Source organism: Lacibacter cauensis, from assembly GCF_007830055.1.
Lineage (GTDB): Bacteria > Bacteroidota > Bacteroidia > Chitinophagales > Chitinophagaceae > Lacibacter > Lacibacter cauensis.
Genome location: NZ_VLLE01000003.1, coordinates 740083 through 758711, shown reverse-complemented (window position 1 = coordinate 758711; position 18629 = coordinate 740083). Strand labels below are relative to the sequence as shown.

Genomic DNA, 18629 nt, shown 5'->3' with positions numbered 1-18629 from the left:
GAAATGGATTTGCCGATACGGCATTCCTGTTATGTACGTATTAATTTTTACAAGCAGTTGCAGGCACCAACCGTCACGTTCTGTTGAACGGGGATTCTATTACTGGAAAAGTAAACTTCAGCTTGGCAATTCCGAAATCAACAGCTTACAACAGCTGCAGGCGAAACATCTTTATGTAAAGTTTTTTGATGTTACGCTTGCAAACGATGGCATCGGACCTGTACCTGTTGCCCGGTTAACAGCAGACAGTTTAAGTTTAGCACAGCTGCGCAAGCAAACCATCGAAATTGTTCCTGTTGTATTCATTACCAACGAATCGCTGCTTGATAACGATTCGACAGCCCTGCAACAACTGGCACAAAACATTGCTACACTTCTCAGCAGTATCAGCAAGCAGCTGCAACAGGAACAGTACAGCGAACTACAGATCGATTGCGACTGGACACAACAAACAAAAACAGGCTACTTCTTTTTGTTGCATGAAGTAAGAAAGCAAATGCAGCAATCGGCGCTTTTTAAAAACAGTTTACTCTCCGCCACCATTCGCCTGCACCAGGTAAAGTACAGCGGCAAAACAGGTATACCACCAGTTGATAAAGGTTTGTTGATGTGTTACAACATGGGGAATTTGAAAAACCCTGCAACCAATAACTCCATTATTGAAGTTGATGAATTGAAAAAATATCTTGGTGGTTTAAACAGCTATCCTTTACAACTCGATGTGGCTTTGCCGTTGTTCGAATGGTCGGTATTGTTCCGAAAGAATCAATTCAAAGGTATTGTGCAAACAGTGAATCCTTCAACACTACCCGGCAGTATTTACAGTAAACAGCACAACCGCTATCATTTTTTAGTTGATACTTCAATCAGCAATATTCAGTTTTACAAAGGCGATGTGCTGCGGTATGAAGAAAGTACGGCTGCGGTACTGCAACAAGCTGCAGCTTACATTGCAGCAGAACTATCACCTGTCAATCAACAAACACGCATCTTATTCTATCATCTCGATCCATTACTTTTATCTAAACACCCCACACATGAACTGGAAGCTTTGTATAGCCGTTTTCATCAGCAGTAGCATTCTTTGCTTTCCGCAAAATTTAATTGGCTGCGGACCAAGTGAAGACCCGTACGATTACTACACCAGCTTTTTTTCGCAAAAGCTGCAAACAGATGAAACCTATCGTCCGTTTTATTACACCGGTTATCGTTTTTTGTACGATGAAGCAGAACCGCTTTCAACTAAAGAAATAACCAGCAGCGAATGGATACCTTACACAGGTAACACTGCATCGAAAAAAGAAGTGCAGGATTTTGTGTTGAAGTACAGTTACAAACAACTTTCAACCATCTACAATCATATTGAAAAAAAGCAACCGCTTACAGTTGCCGATTCGGTAAAACGAAATGGCTTTACCAAATGGTTCATACAATCGAAAGATCTTGAAGCTTTGGGCTATTTGCTCTATGCCAAGCAGGTAGAGCCGTTTGTTACGGGTGATGAAGATTACTGGGAAGAAATCAATAGAGACAGTATTAAAATGCAGCGCCTCATTAAAAGTGGTATTCAACTTTGGAGCGCTTCGAAAAACGAATTCATAAAACTACGTTACGGTTACCAGGTAACAAGGCTTGCACATTATACCGAACAGTACAACAACTGCATCAGCTATTACAACAACTATGTGGCCTCCAATACAACCAAAAGCGAGTTGCACAGTTTGTCGCAGGCGCTGTATGCAGGTGCATTATACCACAGCGGTAAAAAAGAAGAAGCAGCTTACCGTTTTGCTCAACTCTGTGCCGATAATGCGCTTAAACGCAGAAGCAACTATATCAGTTTTATATTCAGCACATCAGGCAATGAAGATGAGACTGCTGTTTCAAAAGAAGATGTATTGAAATATTGCAAGACCAATAAGGAGAAAGCAAATGTAATAGCTGCGTTTGCCTTGAACAGTACAGCCGATGATCTGCTGCACCTGCAAAGCATTTATCAGCTCGATCCTTCATCGCCCATGCTGGAATTGCTTACCACACGTGAAGTAAATAAGCTGGAAGAAAAATACCTGCATCCATCCATACAAAAACTGAAAGGTGAAAAAGTAATGTACTCGTGGAGTTTGTTTGGATGGGATGTTGAGAACCCGAACCACGATAGCCTGTATGCAGCCAGCGAACAGGAAGTAAAACAGATGATGAAGTTCTGCCACGCCGTTGCTGGCAACGCAGCTGTTGCAAACAAAGGATTGTTTGAAGTAGCTGCAGCTTACATCGCATACATCAGTAAAGATTTACAACAGGCAAATAAGTATCTGCAGGCAGCTAAACAATTACCGCTCACAGAAAAAGTAAAAGACCAGTGGATGCTCACCAATCTGCTGGTACAGATCAACGAGAAAGGAAAACTGGATGCTGCATCTGAAGCCGATATACTTCCATCGGTACAATGGCTGGAAGCCAAAGCGAAGAAAGATGAAGAGTGGAAGAAATTCTATCGCAACCTGTTTTCAGAAATTATTGCATTGCAATACGAAAGACAAAACGATACTCATAAGGCTGCATTAGCCTTAGGTTGTGCAGATAAGATTATGTATGTGAAGTATGATGATTATGAAGATTACTATTACTGGCGTCAGAATTCCTTATCCTACCTGCGTACAAAGTTGCAAGGAAAAGAAATTGAAACATTGCATCAGCTCATTACTTCTTCGTCCAAAACAGCATGGGAAAAATTTATGGTTGACAACAACAGCTATACAAAAGATGAAGTGGCAGATGTGGCAGGCACTGCTTACCTACGTGAGCAAAACTGGACCAATGCCGAACGCTGGTTAAAACAGGTAAGCAGCAGTTACTATAAAAAAGATCCGTATAAAACTTATCTGGCAGCAAACCCTTTTGCCGATCTGTTGTACGATACCCATGCACCTACCAAACAGGATACAGTTGTGTACAATAAGCTGCAATACGTTCGTAAAATGAACGCATTGTTACAACAAAGCAATAACGGCACCAACGAGCAAAAAGCAAAAGCATTTTATCAATTAGCCAATGGATTATACCAATCGAGTTACTGGGGTAACAGCTGGCTGTTGCAGGAGTATGGCTGGAGTGGTAACGACGGACTTACCGGCTTAACGCAAAAAGAACCCTGGAAGAAAGAGTATTACGGTGTGTATGCAGCCGAACAATATTATTTAAAAGCAAAAGCATTAACAGCTGATAGAAACTTCCAGGTAAGATGTTTGTTTATGGCTGCAAAATGTTCGCAAAAACAAATTGTTGTACCAAGCTACGATGCATATCCTGATTATGACCAATACGAAAAGGCGAATGAACAGTATGCAAAAAACATTCGGCAGAATAAATACTTTCCGGAGCTGATCCGGGATTACAAACAAACCAAAACCTACAAGGAGGTTTTTAACTCCTGTGTGTATTTAAAAGATTATGTATCGAAATAAAAAATACTGCAAAAAAGAAACCCCGCCATTGCGGGGTTTCTTTTTTTATCTTACACGCATACATTTGCGATACTTTCCATTTGCTGCTTCATAAGGAGTAAGGGTTCGGCTGCAGCTGCTCAAATAAATAATACTCACCAACAATACTGCATAAACAATTGCTTTTTTCATTGATACGGATTTGTTTAGGCATTAAAAATAGTTGTTTGCTTCACAATCTGCAACCGCAACAAACCTGATCTTTTAATAAATAAGGGTATTCACGCATAAAAAAGGGGCTGATAGAAATTATACGTTGTGGAAATACTGATTTACTTTTCAGTATCTACTGCCGAAAATAAAAACGCTCCGGGGAACCGGAGCGTTTATTATAGGAACCTCTGTTGAGATTAAAATTTGGAAGAGTGCATTAACTGCAACCCATACTGTTACCACAGTTTAAGCACTTGTAACAGGTACCACTTCTGATGGTGATGTGTCCGCAGGTGTTACATGCTGGAGCATCGCTTTGCATGCTCTTTGCTGCCATGTTCATTGCATCCAATCCTGTTTCAACTTTCGCTGTTTGTGCAGCTACACGTTGTGTTTTTTGCGCCTGTGGTGCACTTGAGCTTGATGCAACTACACGTACATCACTCAGTTCAGGTGTTTTTTTTTCGTACTCCAAACCGGTCGGGATATCGTCCCAGTCATCAGTACCTGTATTATCAATATCCGGTTTGTCTAACACGTGTACCAAGTCTGTACGTCCTAAGTATTCGTACGCCAGGCAACGGAATACAAAGTCAACAATAGAAGTTGTTGATTTAATATTCGGATGATCTACCATACCGCTTGGCTCAAACTTGGTGAATACAAATTTCTCTACAAACTCTTCTAGCGGTACACCGTATTGTAAGCCTACAGAAATAGCGATGGCAAAACTGTTCATTAAACTACGTAAGGTACTTCCTTCTTTTGCAAGATCAACAAAGATTTCACCTAATGTTCCATCGTTATATTCGCCGGTGCGTAAGAAAATAGCCTGGCCGTTGATCTTTGCTTTTTGTGTAAAGCCACGACGTTTTGCAGGTAATGTTCTGCGTTCTACGATGCGTGCCAGCTGGCGTTTCAGTTTTGTATCGGGCGATGCCTGTACACGTTTGCTCAACTCTTCGAGCAGCTCTTCAACTGTGAGCTTCGCCATATCAACAATAACAGGACCGTCGTTTACCGCAGCAGCTGTTTCTTCTGCAGCAGCATCAGTTGTATCTTTTTTCTTCTTATCGCTTTTTGTACTTAACGGCTGGCTCAGTTTCGAGCCATCACGATACAAGGCACAAGCTTTTAAACCAAGCTTCCAGCTTTCGTAATAAGCTTCGGCAATTTCTTCCACCTTCGCTTCGTTGGGCAGGTTGATGGTTTTTGAAATGGCACCACTTAAGAATGGTTGTGCTGCAGCCATCATACGAATGTGGCCACTGTGGTGAATATAACGCTCACCTTTCTTACCACACTTGTTGGCACAATCAAATACAGGATAGTGTTCCAGTTTTAAGAAAGGCGCACCTTCTACCGTCATCGTACCACAGATGTAGTCGTTTGCTTCTTCGATCTGCTCATCAGTAAAGCCGAGTGCTTCGAGTAAACTCCATTCAAAATCGTTGTATTGCTCAGGGGTAAATCCGAGGCGTTGCAAACATTCTTCACCCAATGTAAATTTGTTGAATACAAATCCAATTTCAAAAGCAGAAAGCATTGCGCCATCCAGCTTCTTGATTTCTTCGGCAATAAATCCTTTTTCGCTTAACGATTGTGGATTGATATGCGGTGCACCGTTTAATGAAGCAGCACCTACAGCATATTTTACAATTGCATCAATTTCTTTTTCGCTGTATCCCAGTTTCGCCAATGCAGTTGGTACAGACTGGTTGATGATTTTGAAGTAACCGCCACCGCTGAGTTTTTTAAACTTCACCAATGCAAAGTCGGGTTCAACACCGGTTGTGTCACAATCCATTACCAAACCAATTGTTCCTGTTGGAGCAATCACCGTTGTTTGTGCATTACGGTAACCATATTTTTCGCCTTGTTCCACTGCATCATCCCAGCTTTTGCAGGCACTCTTTAATAAATAATCAGGGCAGTATTGCGCTTTAATACCCTGCGGCTTAATACTCAAACCAACGTATGCATCTTCTGCATCGTAGGCAGCTGCACGGTGGTTACGCATTACACGCAACATGTCTTCTGCATTCTCTTCGTAACGTGGAAACGCACCAAGAAAGGCAGCCATTTCAGCCGATGTTTTGTAAGCAATACCCGTCATGATAGCGGTTAATGCACCGGAAATTCCACGGGCTTCTTCGCTATCGTAAGGAATACCCATTACCATCAGCATAGAGCCGAGGTTGGCATAACCCAAACCGAGTGTGCGGTAATCGTAAGAAAGTTGCGCTACTTCTTTTGATGGGAACTGCGCCATCAACACAGAAATTTCCAATACCACTGTCCACAAACGGCAGATGTATTCGAAACCTTCTACATCAAATGTCTGTGTTGCTTCATCGAACAAACGACGAAGGTTAACAGAAGCAAGATTACATGCTGTATTATCTAAGAACATGTACTCGCTGCAAGGGTTACTTGCGTTGATACGTCCACCTTTTGGTGAAGTATGCCATTCGTTGATTGTTGTATCGTATTGTGTACCGGGATCAGCACAACGCCATGCAGCGTAAGCGATCTGGTTCCACACTTCCTGCGAAGGAATTTTTTTCATTACACGACCATCGGTACGTGCTTTCAGTTCCCAGTCTTCGCCCTTCTCTAACTTTTCGAAAAATTCGTTGGGGATACGTACAGAGTTGTTGCTGTTTTGTCCACTTACGGTACGGTAAGCTTCACCTTCATAATCGTGTGAGTAGCCTGCACCGATCAACGCACCTACTTTCTTTTCTTCTTCCACTTTCCAGTTGATGAAGTCCATGATTTCGGGGTGATCTAAATCGAGACAAACCATTTTTGCAGCACGGCGTGTTGTACCACCGCTTTTAATTGCTCCTGCTGCACGGTCGCCGATTTTAAGGAAGCTCATCAAACCGCTCGATGTACCACCACCACTTAACTTTTCACCTTCGCCACGAATGGTTGAGAAATTTGTACCTACACCCGAACCATATTTGAAGATACGTGCTTCACGTACCCACAGATCCATAATACCACCGTCGTTCACCAGGTCATCGCTTACACTCAAAATGAAGCATGCATGTGGCTGAGGACGTTCGTATGCAGAAGTTGATTTTTTTAATTGTCCATCGTTTGCATCTACATAATAATGGCCCTGCGGTTTTCCTTTAATGCCATAGCTTTCGTACAAACCACTATTAAACCACTGCGGACTGTTAGGCACACACACCTGGTTTAAAATGCTGTACACCAACTCTTCGTAAAACACCTGTGCATCCTGTTCGCTTGCGAAGTAACCGTAGCGTTCGCCCCACACACGCCAGCAATTAGCCATACGATGCGCTACCTGTTTCGACGACGTTTCTCTACCCAACGTTCCATCCGGTTGCGGCACGCCTGCCTTACGGAAATATTTCTGTGCCAGGATATCGGTTGCTATCTGACTCCAGTGTTTGGGAACCTCAACATTGTTCATTTCAAATACAACCTCACCCGACGGATTACGAATCACGGATGTACGGTAGTCGTATTCAAACAGATCGAAGGGAGAAACGCCTTCTTTAGTAAACCTGCGGCTGAATTGCAGCCCCTGGTTCGTTTTCTTTTTGCTGGCCATAATGAACTGTAAGTTTTGGGGTTAGTAGTTGGGTTATGAAAATCGCTAAACGACAGATTACGAAAATATTTTTTCAGATAATACAGACAAAGTGTGAAATATGCACAGTTTGTGGAAATCGGCTCAAATGCAGTATAGGCCTGCTTTTTGGTGTGGATATTGAGTTATTAACGCCCCAGTTTATAAATGAGCAAAAAAAAGTCTTTGCGGTTAGCAAATAAATCCCTTGGCCTTGCTTTTGCTGCATTACAGGTCAAACTTAACCGAAAATTAAACTAACGTTTTCCTGTAAACGCAGATTTCCGGCAAAGCCTGCAACTGTCTTAACAGGCAGGATTAACTGCTTACAGATAAATAGAACGGTTTCTGGAAAAGCTGAACATTTTTTTGCATTTTTGCACCCATAGCTGAGCATTAATGAATCAATACCTCTATACACAGTTACTGGAAAAAAAGCAGAAAGGACAAAAATCGTTTGCTGTTTTAATTGATCCTGATAAAGTAAATCCGTTGGCCGTTGAACAACTGGTGAAACTTTCTGTGGAAGCAGGTGTAGATTATTTTCTTGTAGGCGGAAGCCTCGTTATTTCCAACCGTTTGGATGAAGTGGTACAACAGCTGAAAGCCAGCTGTGATATTCCTGTTATTTTATTCCCCGGCAGCCCTTCGCAAATAAGCAAGTATGCCGATGGTCTTTTATATCTGTCGCTCATATCGGGCCGCAACCCGGAGCTGTTAATTGGTCAGCATGTTATTTCAGCACCGTTTGTAAAACAAAGTGGTTTGGAAATTATTTCAACCGGTTATATGGTGGTTGATGGTGGTGCACCAACAACAGTATCGTACATCAGCAATGCAACCCCCCTTCCTTCCGATAAAAATGAAATTGCCATGTGTACGGCTATGGCCGGTGAAATGCTGGGCATGAAAGTAATTTACATGGATGCAGGCAGCGGTGCCAAACGCCCCATCAGCGAAAACATGATCCAGGCAGTGGCCCAGCAAATTGAAGCGCCATTGATTATTGGTGGTGGTATCACCGATCCTGAAAAAGCGTATCGCAATTGTAAAGCAGGTGCCGATGTAATTGTTATAGGCAATGCGATTGAAAAAGATCCCAATCTGATTAAAGAGATGGCAGCAGCTATACACAGTGTGCCGGTAAAAGCATAAACTTGTTTTAACGTATTAATGAAAACGCTCCTGCATACAGGAGCGTTTTCATTTAAGCAATGCTCTTTATCTTATCGTAACTCATCCACCTTTACTCTCGTTGGCGAATCTTTTCCTGCAACAATACTTCGTGCACTCAATGCAATGGATTTGATGATCATTGTCATGTTATCAAGGTCAAGTGTTTCCACTTCGTCACTTACTTTATGATAGTTTGGTTCGCTATCCATTTTAGAAGTAGAAATCGTATGCGCAGGAACACCTAAACGTGCAAGCGTTGCGTTATCGGAACGGTAGAATAAATTTTGATCGGTGTATGGGTCGGGATAAAAGGTGAACCCTGTTCCTTCAAGGTTCTTCTGCATAATGGCGCCCATATCTGTTTTTTCGTAACCGGTAATGTAGGCAGAATTTTTACCCCACTTACTTTCAGTACCAATCATTTCAATATTAAACATTGCAGCCACCTGTGCAGGATCGAACTGGCGTGAAAAATATTGTGCACCATACCCACCCGATTCTTCTGCAGTAAAAGCTGCGAAGATGATGGTGCGTTCATTATTGTTTAATGCTTTGTAATATTTTGCAAGCAGGATTACAGCAGTAGTACCTGCAGCATCATCATTGGCGCCGTTGAAAATAGAATCACCATCAACCGGTTTACCTATGCCAATATGATCGTAGTGACCGGAGAAGATCACATACTCATTCTTTTTGCTTTTGCCCGGTAATACGCCAACTACATTGGCCAGTTTCTGTTCAACAATTTCGTGTTGTGCTTCGATGCTGTACGTTGCAGGATCGGCTGTTGTTAATACAAACAGCACATTGTTCTTCATTGGAAACATTCCCCGTTTAAAACCGGTTAACCTTCCAAAGTTTTTGCTGTACGATGTATCAACCAGTACAAGATAGTTCTTGTTTGAACGGATATATTTCTGCGCTTCTGTAAAAAAGTTTAACCCTGCACCCAGCTTTACTTTTTCGTACCCCGATTGTTCGTTAACGGTTAAACTGGCGGTGGTGGTTATCACCACTACATTCTTTCCATCCACGGGTTGTTGATCAAATGTGCAAGTCAATCCTTTAAATCGTGGAGTAATAATTGCGAACTCCTGGCGGTAAGTGCCGCTGTTGTTCCAGGTTTCTAATCCAGCAGCTTTAAATTCGGCTGCAATAAAATCGGCTGCTTTGTCTAACTCAGGCGAAAAAACTCTTCGGCCTTTCATTTCATCCGATGCCAGTACACGTTCAATACGTTCTACTTCTTTTGCATTGATTGTTTGATCGGCTTTTGTTTGGGCTAATAAAAACGTGGTTACAAAAAGCAGTAACCACGTCAGGTTTAATTTCTTCATTTGTGTTTGTTGTATCGCTCTTGTTTAATTATAAGCTCATCATTTCTTTAAACTTCACCGCCTGTCTTCGGCTTACTTCAATTTTATCACCACCATGAATTTCAAGCAACAACCCTCCGTTAAAATAAGGTTCTACTTTCTCAATCATGCGCAGGTTTACAATATGTTTACGGTTTGCACGGAAAAACATTTTTTCATCCAGCCGTTCTTCCAACGCATTCAGCGATTTTAAGATCAGTGGCTTATTTGGACCGAAATACACTTTCGCATAGTTGCCTACGCTTTCAAACAAACGGATATCACTCAGTTTTACAAACCAGCAACGTTCGCCATCTTTTACAAATACCTGGTCGTTCTCACTCAACATGCTTTTATTCACATGCACCGGTTCGCCATCACCACCAGTATGTTCTTTCTCTTCTTCATCGAGTTTATGCAAAGCATCGGCCAAACGCTTCGGCTCAATTGGCTTCAGCAAATAGTCGAGTGCATTTACTTCAAATGCACGCAATGCATATTCGTCGTAAGCAGTAGTAAAAATGACTTCGGGTGTGCGTTCCAGTTCGCTCAACAGATCGAAACCGGTTTTGCCGGGCATCTGTATATCAAGGAAAATAAGATCAGGATTCAGTGCCTCTATCTTCTGCAAACCTTCATCAACATTCGATGCTTCATCGATCACTTCAATATCCGGAAATTCTGATAACAGTTTCTTCAGCTCATTACGGGCTAAGCGTTCGTCATCAATAATAATTGCTTTTTTGTTCATATCTGTCTGTTTATATGATAAGGGTGGTTTTAAAATATTATACCGCTGCAGGCATTGTTACTTTTGCTTCCACTTCGTTTCCGTTTACATCACTTATCGAAAAACCTGCGTTATCGCCAAACATCAGCTTTAACCTGCTTTGAGTACTCGATATACCAAAGCCATCAGCATTGATCTGTCCATTCAAACGTCCTGTATTACGGATAACCAACTCGTGCTGATCGTTTACAAAACGGGAAATGATTTTTATTTCTCCTCCCGAAATATTTTTACTGATGCCGTGCTTGATCGCATTTTCCACCAGCGTTTGCAACATCATGGGCGGTACCGGCTGATCGAGTGTGTCTTCATCAATATCAAATTTAACCACCAAGCGCTCTTCAAAACGCATCTGCTCCAGTGCAAGATAATCTTTTACGATGGCCAGCTCTTTTTCAAAAGGAACTGTTTCCTGTTTATCGGCCTGCATACTGTTGCGCAAAATATTACTCAGTTCGGTAATGGCGGTGCGGGCACGTGCCGGGTCTTCATCAACCAATGCACGAATACCGTTGAGCGAATTGAAAATGAAATGCGGGTTAATGTGTGCTTTAATGGTCTTCAGCTCCAGTTCTTTTACCACACTCTGCATCTGCAGCGCATCAAGCTGCTGCATGCGGTAACGCTCCACATAATGATAGATAAAATAAATAAGATTCCAAACCAACAACGTTACAAACGAGTTAGCAGCCGAACCCACCAACAACCGGGTAAAACTATACACACGCTGTTCAGGCGTAAATAAATTAAACAGGTTGAAAAGCGATAAGGAAAGGAATGGAAGAATCATAGAAAAAACCACCGTCAGCAACAGGAAGTAAACCACCTGTTGTTCGAAAGGCTTTTGCAGCATATTCAGCTTCATAATTACCCAGCGCATAAAATGGGTTACCAGTACCCCCAGCACGGCTATGATAAACGAACGCAGAATGAACGGAGCATTGATATCTCTGTTGTAGGTCCAGGCAAAAAAGAAATTCATGAGCATGTTACCGCCCCAGCCTGCTGCCTGGCACCACCAATAAGCTCCTATTTTACTTAAAGAAACACGCATGTACTTACAAATCTAACCTTTAAGATAAGGGATTAAACCGCCGAAAGGTACAAAGGGCTAATTATTTGGGTAAATGGTTGGTTTTCTGCTCATCTTTTGTAACTCTGTTCAACCATTTTTTACTTTGTCTGTTAAACAAAACCGGGCGCTGCTATTGCCCGTAAGTTTTTTACCTTTACCTAATTATTCTGGAATATATGGAAATAAAACCCGGTACACTGCTGAGCAAAATTGATTCTCCGGCCGATTTAAAGAAGTTGCCCATGGATCAATTACCGCAGGTTTGCGATGAGTTGAGGCAATACATTATTGATGTGGTGAGTGTGCATGGCGGACATTTTGGAGCCAGCCTGGGTGTGGTTGAACTCTCCACTGCTCTGCATTACGTGTACGATACACCTTACGATCAGTTGGTATGGGATGTGGGCCACCAGGCTTACGGCCACAAGATTCTTACCGGCCGCAGAGATAATTTTCACACCAACCGCAAATACAACGGCATCAGCGGTTTTCCCAAACGCAGCGAAAGTGAGTACGATACCTTTGGTGTAGGCCACTCCTCCACTTCTATTTCGGCAGCGTTGGGTATGGCTATGGCTGCCAAACTAAAAGGCGAAAACCGTAAGTCTATTGCCGTAATTGGCGATGGTGCTATGACGGCCGGCCTGGCGTTTGAAGCCATGAACCATGCAGGTGTAGCCGACAGCGATGTATTGATTATCCTCAACGATAACTGCATGAGCATCGACCCCAACGTTGGTGCATTAAAAGAATACTTAACCGATATCACTACTTCGCCTACGTACAACAAGATCAAGGATGAAGTGTGGAATGCCTTGGGCAAGCTGCCTGTTGGCAAAACCTTCAGTCGTGAAATGGCCAGCAAACTGGAGCATAGCATTAAAGGCTTTGTCAACAAGAACAGTAACCTGTTTGAAGCATTGAAGCTGCGTTACTTCGGTCCAATTGATGGGCATAATATTACCAAGCTGGTTGATACCTTAAAAGATCTGAAGAATATTCCCGGTCCAAAACTCTTGCACATTGTAACAGTTAAAGGAAAAGGATATGAGCTGGCAGAAAAAGATCAAACCAAATGGCATGCGCCGGGTTTGTTTGATAAAGTAACCGGCGAAATTCACAAGAAAAAATTCGATACACCACAACCGCCCAAATACCAGGATGTATTTGGCCATACCATTATTGAACTGGCGGAGAAGAACGAAAAGATTGTGGGTGTTACACCGGCAATGCCCAGTGGTTCTTCACTCAAGTTTATGATGGACCAAATGCCGCACCGTGCTTTTGACGTAGGTATTTGTGAGCAACATGCTGTTACGCTCAGCGCCGGTATGGCAACACAGGGCATGCGTGTGTTCTGTAATATTTATTCGTCGTTTATGCAGCGTGCATACGACATGGTGCTGCACGATGTGGCTATTCAAAAACTGCCGGTTGTATTTTGTTTAGACCGTGCAGGTTTAGTGGGTGAAGATGGACCTACACACCACGGTTGCTATGATGTTGCATACATGCGTTGTATACCCAACATGATTGTTGCAGCTCCGATGAATGAAGCCGAGTTGCGGAACATGATGTACACCGCACAACTCGAAACGCAAAAGCTGCCTTTCTCTATCCGTTACCCACGTGGAGAAGGTGTTATGCCGGAGTGGAGAACAGAGATGAAAGAAATAGAAATTGGTAAAGGACGTAAGTTGAAAGATGGTGATGGCATTGCCATTCTTTCATTTGGTCACCCTGGTAATTTTGCGGCAAGTGCTATTCGTGAGTTAAAGAACGATGGCATTAATCCTGCACATTACGATATGCGTTTTGCAAAACCAATCGATGAAGAATTGTTACACGAAGTGTTCCAAAAATTTGAGAAAGTAGTAACGATTGAAGATGGAACAGTTGTAGGTGGTTTTGGCAGTGCCGTACTGGAATTTATGGCACAACACAATTATAGTGCTGAAGTAAAGATCATGGGTATTCCCGATCGTTTGGTGGAACATGGTACACCAAAACAACTGTATGAAGAAATTGGCATTGATGCCAATGGTATTGCAAAAACGGTAAGGGAGATGATGAATGTACGGGTAGCTGTGAAAGCGTAAATATTTAACTGCCTGTAAATAAAAAGCCGCATCAATTGATGCGGCTTTTTTACTATTGCTCTTCAGTTTCGTTTGTAGTATCTGTTTGCGGTGGCTCTTCTTCGTGTTGCTCCTGTTCCTCTGCTGCATCTGTTGTTGCTTCGTTCTGTTCAAAAATATCAATATCGAGATCTGCAGGACGGTTTTCGTTCCACTCTACAATAAAATTATTTCTTCCTTCGCCTACCAACAGTGTCATGTAACGTTGTTGCGAGAGCTCAAGCAGGGAAAGAAACAGAAAGAGTGCATGTATGCGATTCTCCACAATATCGAACAGCTTCTCAAAAGGTATTGTTTTATCTTTCTTCACCAAATCCAGCACATACTCACGGCTACCTTCCATGGTATAGTTGTACTGCACTACCGTATGTACCGGCTTATTAAACCGTTCGTGATGTTTCTTCATTACCCGTTCAAACGTCTTCATCAGTTTAAACATGGTAATGGTTTGTATCTCGGTGCCTTCGCCTGATTCTTCGCCAATGCTCGACAATTCTTTGGCAATGTTTCCCCGCTTCACCATCATCATACGCATGGCTTCCAGTTCGGCCATTTGCACACTGGCTTCTTTAAACTTCTTGTATTCAAGAATTTTATCAACCAGTTCCTGGCGTGGATCAATTTCATTTCCCTGCTCATCTATTTCCTTACGTGGCAACAGCATTTTTGCTTTGATGCGCATAAGCGTAGAAATGAACAAAATAAATTCGCTCGACAGTTCAATGTTCAGCTGCTCACTCTGATGGATATAATCCATAAAGTCTTTGATGATACGTGTAATAGGGATATTGTAAATGTCCAGCTCATCACGTTCAATAAAGAAGAGCAACAGATCGAACGGACCTTCGAACTGCGGGAGTTTTATCTGGTATGATTCTGTTTGCAAAGTATTTCTGTTTTTAACGAACAAGTCCCGAATCATCTGATCCGGGACTTGCAAATGTAGGGAACTAAACCGTACTAAAATGTAGCGGTGAAGCCTATTCCGAGCAACGATTTGAGCTGTGTGCCCAGCAGGCCGCCGGTTTTTACATTTTTCACATCGTGGTCGTAAATGAGGTCGAAATTATAACTGACGCCGATATATTTGTTTACCTTGAAACCCAGCGTGTTGGTCCAGAACACATCAATATTCTGGGGGTTGTTTTTGTAATTGCTGAACAGATCGAGCCTGCTGGTAAGACTGATGTTTTTGGCGAGGTCTTTCTTCAGATTGGCCGTTAAAAACGCACCGATCTCGTTAATAGATCCTTTGGTTGTGTCGGTAAAATTGAACAACCTGCGAATGTCTTTATTGGCTGCGTTTACAATAACCCAACGGCTGGTTACCGGCGACAGAAAAACATCGAAAGCAGCATTGGGCTTGTACAAAATACCCGGCGATACCAGCAGGTAAGCAGGGGCAAAAAAGTTGGAGTTCTTTTCTTTCGGTTCAACCGTGTAGTTATAACCTGTTGTCATTTGTGTACGCAGGTTTACCAATGCCGATACATACCATCTGCTTTTAGCGGTATCGCCCAGCTGGTAACCATAACGTGAAAGCAAATCAATACGATCATCATTTTTTCTTGTGCCGATACTGGTAGCATTGACAATACCGTACTGCACATTCAACGTATTGTCCCATGCGTTTCTGCCTTTTTTATAATACGCAAAGGTGTTAGCCAATGCATTTACCGAGAAAGAAAATTTTTCTGCACCGGCAGCCCAGTTTTTACTGGCACCCTGGCTCAGGTTTAAGTTAAAAACACCTCCCTTCGTCCAGCCTTCTTTTTGTTCGGGTTCTTTTTTAATGGTTTTGTTCGATTCATCTTTCAGCCGTTTTACCTCAGCATCCTGTGCAAATGTTGTTGCTGCACCAATAGCAACAATTGCAGTAAATAGTAACTGTTTCATCATAAGTATTTGTTTGCGGCAGGTGCTGCAATAATTGCACCATACCAGTAATAAAATGGCAGCAAAGAAAATTCCTTGCTGCCATTAAAAAAAAAGAGTTTCTTATTTCTTTAACGCATCTCTTATTTCACGCAACAACTGAATGTCTTCGGGAGTGGCTGCCGGTGCAGCTGGTGCTTCTTCTTTTTTCTTTGCAGAATTCATTCCTTTTATTATAAGGAATAGCACAAATGCAATAACGATAAACGAAATTACAGCTGCAATAAATTTACCAAGTAAAACACCGCCTGGTGCCCATGTTTCAATATTAGCTGCACCAGCTGCTTTTAAAGCAGGCTTTAATAAAACGGGGGTAATAATATCTTCAACCAATGAACTTACAATACTGCCGAAAGCTCCGCCGATGATCACACCGACAGCGAGATCAACTACGTTGCCTTTCATAGCAAATTCCTTGAATTCTTTTAACATACCCATAGTAGTGGTTTTTTATTGTTACAAATAAATTGAATGGATAGAATGCTTCCTGTGGCGGGTATTACAAATCTGTAAAAAAATAATTCATTTACAAACTTTATTTTTTCAGACCGGGGTACTGCATCTTCAGAGCTTTCAATGTATCGTACACTTTTTGTGCAACCAGGTATTCTTTATACCAGTTCTGATCGGCCGGAATAATATGCCAGGGCACTTTGTTGCAATGCTGAAAGCAATCTTCGTAATACTTCATGTATGTACTCCACAGTTTTGCCTCTTCAAAATCCTTTTCGTTGTACTTCCACATTTTGCGTGGGTCGTGTGTGCGTTCTTTTAACCGCACCTGTTGTTCTTCGGGCGATACATGCAGGTAAAACTTAAGAATATGTGTATTGTTATGTTCGGTAAGCAATTCTTCAAAATCGTTAATGGCTTTCATACGTTTTACCGCTGTATCATCGTTGCACCAGCCATGCACACGGGTAATTAAAATATCTTCATAATGGCTGCGGTTAAAAATCTGTATCATTCCCTTTGCCGGTGCATGCTGGTGGACACGCCATAAAAAATCATGGCTTAACTCTTCTGCCGTTGGTGCTTTGTACGATTTTACCGAAACACCCAACGGATTAAGCGATCCAAACACGTCACGCAACAAACCATCTTTACCACTGGCATCCATCCCTTGAATAATTACCAGCAGCGAATGTTTACTTTCGGCAATGAGCCTGTTCTGTAATTCATCCAGCTCCTCAATAATCCTGGCTGTTTTAGCTTTCAGTTTTGCTTTATCGGAACCTTTTGGTGCTTTGGTGCTTATTGCGGATAATTTTACTCTGCCCATGGTAACAGCATTTGTACGAATATAAAACTTGCATACATGAATCCATAATTTTCCAACATCTTTGCAGCTTCCGTTATGCAACCAAAACTTTTCAACTGGCTTCTCTTTTTACTATTATGCTTCATCTGGGGCAGTTCTTTTATTTTAATGAAGGAAGGCTTGAGACAGCTATCGGCCTACGAAGTGGCAGCCATCCGTATGTTAAGTGCAGGATTGGTATTGCTTCCTTTTGCAGTGCGCTCGTTTCAACGCATGCAGAAAAAAGATCTTGGACTGTTAGTGCTTACCGGTATACTGGGCAGTTTTATTCCAGCCATTTTATTCTGTGTGGCAGAAACACAAATCGACAGTGCACTTGCAGGTATGCTCAATGCACTTACTCCGTTTTTTGTAATACTGATTGGTGCTGTTTTCTTTCAGTCGAAAGTGGCGGTACAGAAAATTGTTGGTGTGTTCATTGGGTTTAGTGGTATGCTGCTGTTATTCCTGTCGCAAAAAAGCGGAGCAACAAGCAGCAATATTTTCTTTGCAGTATTGATTGTAATAGCCACACTTTCCTATGGTTTAAATGTAAACATGACCAACCGTTACCTGAAACATGTTGGCTCGCTCGATATTGCAGCGATTGCTTTTGTTTCACTCATCCCTGCATCACTTGCAGTATTACTCTACAACGGTTTTACACAACACCAACTTGCAGACAGTGCAGTCATACGCTCGGTTGCAGCAGCATCGGTGCTGGGTATTTTTGGTACAGCCATCGCTTCTATTTTGTTTTACATGCTGCTAAAACGTGCAGGCACTTTATTTTCTACCATGGTAACCTATGGTATTCCTTTTGTTGCCGTTGGCTGGGGTTTATTGGTAGGCGAAACAGTAGGACTTATGCAAATGGCAGGATTGGTTGTTATTCTTTCCGGTGTGTACATTACCAACAGGCAATAAAAAAGGGAACGTCAAACGTTCCCTTTACCGAAATATAAAGTCTGTTATTAAACAGCCATGATTTCTTTGTCTTTTGCTTCAAGATGTTTATCAATCTGCGCAGTGTATTTGTCGGTCATCACCTGCATATCTTTTTCCGCATCTTTCGCAGCATCTTCACTCAAGCCATCCTTCTGCAGTTTTTTAATTCCTTCAATTGCATCTCTGCGGATGTTACGCACAGCCACTTTTGTATGCTCGCCTTCAGCATTTACACGCTTCACTAATTCTTTACGACGCTCTTCGGTTAATGGAGGTAAAAACAAACGGATGATGTTACCATCGTTTTGGGGAGCCAAGCCAATGTTTGAGTTGATGATTGCACGCTCAATTGGCTGCAACATGTTTTTTTCCCAAGGTTGAATCGTAAGTGTTCTTGCATCTGCAACACTGATGTTACCAATCTGGCCAATGGGAGTTGGCGAACCGTAATAATCTACCACAATACCATCAAGCATGTTTGGGTTTGCTCTTCCTGCACGAATCTTTACTAATTCTATTTCCAGGTGCTGAATGGCTTTTTTCATATGCTCTTCAGCATCATCCAAAATTAACGACAGATCTTCTGACATACGTTTAAAAATTAATGAGCTGCAAACCTACAGAATTGTAAGATTTGCCGAAT

The 18629-nt window shown here is 42.1% G+C and carries 15 protein-coding genes; 5 read left to right on the top strand and 10 right to left on the bottom strand.

Going from position 1 to position 18629, the window contains the following annotated elements; translation table 11 throughout:
- Positions 1-31: 31 nt before the first annotated feature.
- Together IQ13_RS08495 and IQ13_RS08490 are read left to right on the top strand one after the other, a co-directional pair.
- Positions 32-1078 (top strand): hypothetical protein, encoded by a 1047-nt coding sequence (locus tag IQ13_RS08495; protein ID WP_144885918.1) that lies wholly within the window; start codon positions 32-34, stop codon positions 1076-1078.
- Positions 1038-3467 (top strand): hypothetical protein, encoded by a 2430-nt coding sequence (locus IQ13_RS08490; RefSeq protein WP_144885917.1) that lies wholly within the window; start codon positions 1038-1040, stop codon positions 3465-3467. Before IQ13_RS08495 ends, IQ13_RS08490 begins: the two co-directional genes overlap by 41 nt.
- Before the next feature lie 45 nt (positions 3468-3512).
- On the opposite strand, the gene IQ13_RS21635 is transcribed toward IQ13_RS08490, so the two are convergent.
- The gene (locus tag IQ13_RS21635) at positions 3513-3638 is read right to left on the bottom strand and encodes a hypothetical protein (protein WP_262711278.1); all 126 of its coding nucleotides are present in this window, start codon (positions 3636-3638) and stop codon (positions 3513-3515) included.
- A gap of 238 nt (positions 3639-3876) precedes the next feature.
- Entirely contained in the window at positions 3877-7251 is a 3375-nt protein-coding gene (locus IQ13_RS08485) for a vitamin B12-dependent ribonucleotide reductase (RefSeq protein WP_144885916.1), read from the bottom strand.
- Between the two features lie 417 nt (positions 7252-7668).
- Here IQ13_RS08485 and IQ13_RS08480 point away from each other — a divergent pair, with 417 nt between their 5' ends.
- Positions 7669-8424: a phosphoglycerol geranylgeranyltransferase gene (locus IQ13_RS08480; protein ID WP_144885915.1), complete on the top strand. Its 756-nt coding sequence runs from the start codon at positions 7669-7671 to the stop codon at positions 8422-8424.
- A 71-nt stretch (positions 8425-8495) separates the two neighbouring features.
- On the opposite strand, the gene IQ13_RS08475 is transcribed toward IQ13_RS08480, so the two are convergent.
- Genes IQ13_RS08475 through IQ13_RS08465 form a run of 3 tightly spaced genes read right to left on the bottom strand, consistent with a single transcriptional unit; the run spans position 8496 to position 11644 of the window.
- Positions 8496-9782, bottom strand: a complete 1287-nt coding sequence (locus IQ13_RS08475; RefSeq protein WP_144885914.1) for a M28 family peptidase — start codon at positions 9780-9782, stop codon at positions 8496-8498.
- 28 nt (positions 9783-9810) lie between these two features.
- Positions 9811-10551 carry a LytR/AlgR family response regulator transcription factor gene (locus tag IQ13_RS08470; protein ID WP_144885913.1) on the bottom strand — a complete coding sequence of 247 codons (741 nt, stop codon included), beginning with the start codon at positions 10549-10551 and terminating at the stop codon, positions 9811-9813.
- Positions 10552-10588: 37 nt separating this feature from the next.
- A complete protein-coding gene (locus tag IQ13_RS08465) occupies positions 10589-11644 on the bottom strand; it encodes a sensor histidine kinase (RefSeq protein ID WP_144885911.1) in 1056 nt (351 codons plus the stop codon).
- A 197-nt stretch (positions 11645-11841) separates the two neighbouring features.
- On the opposite strand from IQ13_RS08465, the gene dxs reads away from it, so the two are divergent.
- Complete coding sequence (gene dxs / locus IQ13_RS08460; protein WP_144885909.1) at positions 11842-13764, top strand: 1-deoxy-D-xylulose-5-phosphate synthase; 1923 nt, start codon at positions 11842-11844, stop codon at positions 13762-13764.
- A gap of 52 nt (positions 13765-13816) precedes the next feature.
- On the opposite strand, the gene IQ13_RS08455 is transcribed toward dxs, so the two are convergent.
- The 4 genes from IQ13_RS08455 to IQ13_RS08440 all read right to left on the bottom strand — a co-directional run bounded on the left by IQ13_RS08455 (position 13817) and on the right by IQ13_RS08440 (position 17020).
- Entirely contained in the window at positions 13817-14689 is an 873-nt protein-coding gene (locus tag IQ13_RS08455; protein ID WP_242009504.1) for a segregation and condensation protein A, read from the bottom strand.
- Positions 14690-14763: 74 nt separating this feature from the next.
- Complete coding sequence (locus IQ13_RS08450) at positions 14764-15702, bottom strand: DUF3078 domain-containing protein (protein WP_144885905.1); 939 nt, start codon at positions 15700-15702, stop codon at positions 14764-14766.
- A gap of 99 nt (positions 15703-15801) precedes the next feature.
- Positions 15802-16176: a large conductance mechanosensitive channel protein MscL gene (mscL, locus tag IQ13_RS08445; RefSeq protein WP_144885903.1), complete on the bottom strand. Its 375-nt coding sequence runs from the start codon at positions 16174-16176 to the stop codon at positions 15802-15804.
- Positions 16177-16273: 97 nt separating this feature from the next.
- Positions 16274-17020 carry a PPK2 family polyphosphate kinase gene (locus IQ13_RS08440; RefSeq protein ID WP_144885901.1) on the bottom strand — a complete coding sequence of 249 codons (747 nt, stop codon included), beginning with the start codon at positions 17018-17020 and terminating at the stop codon, positions 16274-16276.
- Between the two features lie 75 nt (positions 17021-17095).
- Between IQ13_RS08440 and IQ13_RS08435 the strand changes: the two genes are divergently transcribed.
- Positions 17096-17965 (top strand): DMT family transporter, encoded by an 870-nt coding sequence (locus IQ13_RS08435; RefSeq protein WP_144885899.1) that lies wholly within the window; start codon positions 17096-17098, stop codon positions 17963-17965.
- Between the two features lie 47 nt (positions 17966-18012).
- Here the strand turns inward: IQ13_RS08435 and frr are convergent, their stop codons facing one another.
- Positions 18013-18576, bottom strand: a complete 564-nt coding sequence (frr, locus tag IQ13_RS08430) for a ribosome recycling factor (RefSeq protein WP_144885897.1) — start codon at positions 18574-18576, stop codon at positions 18013-18015.
- Between the last annotated feature and the right edge of the window lie 53 nt (positions 18577-18629).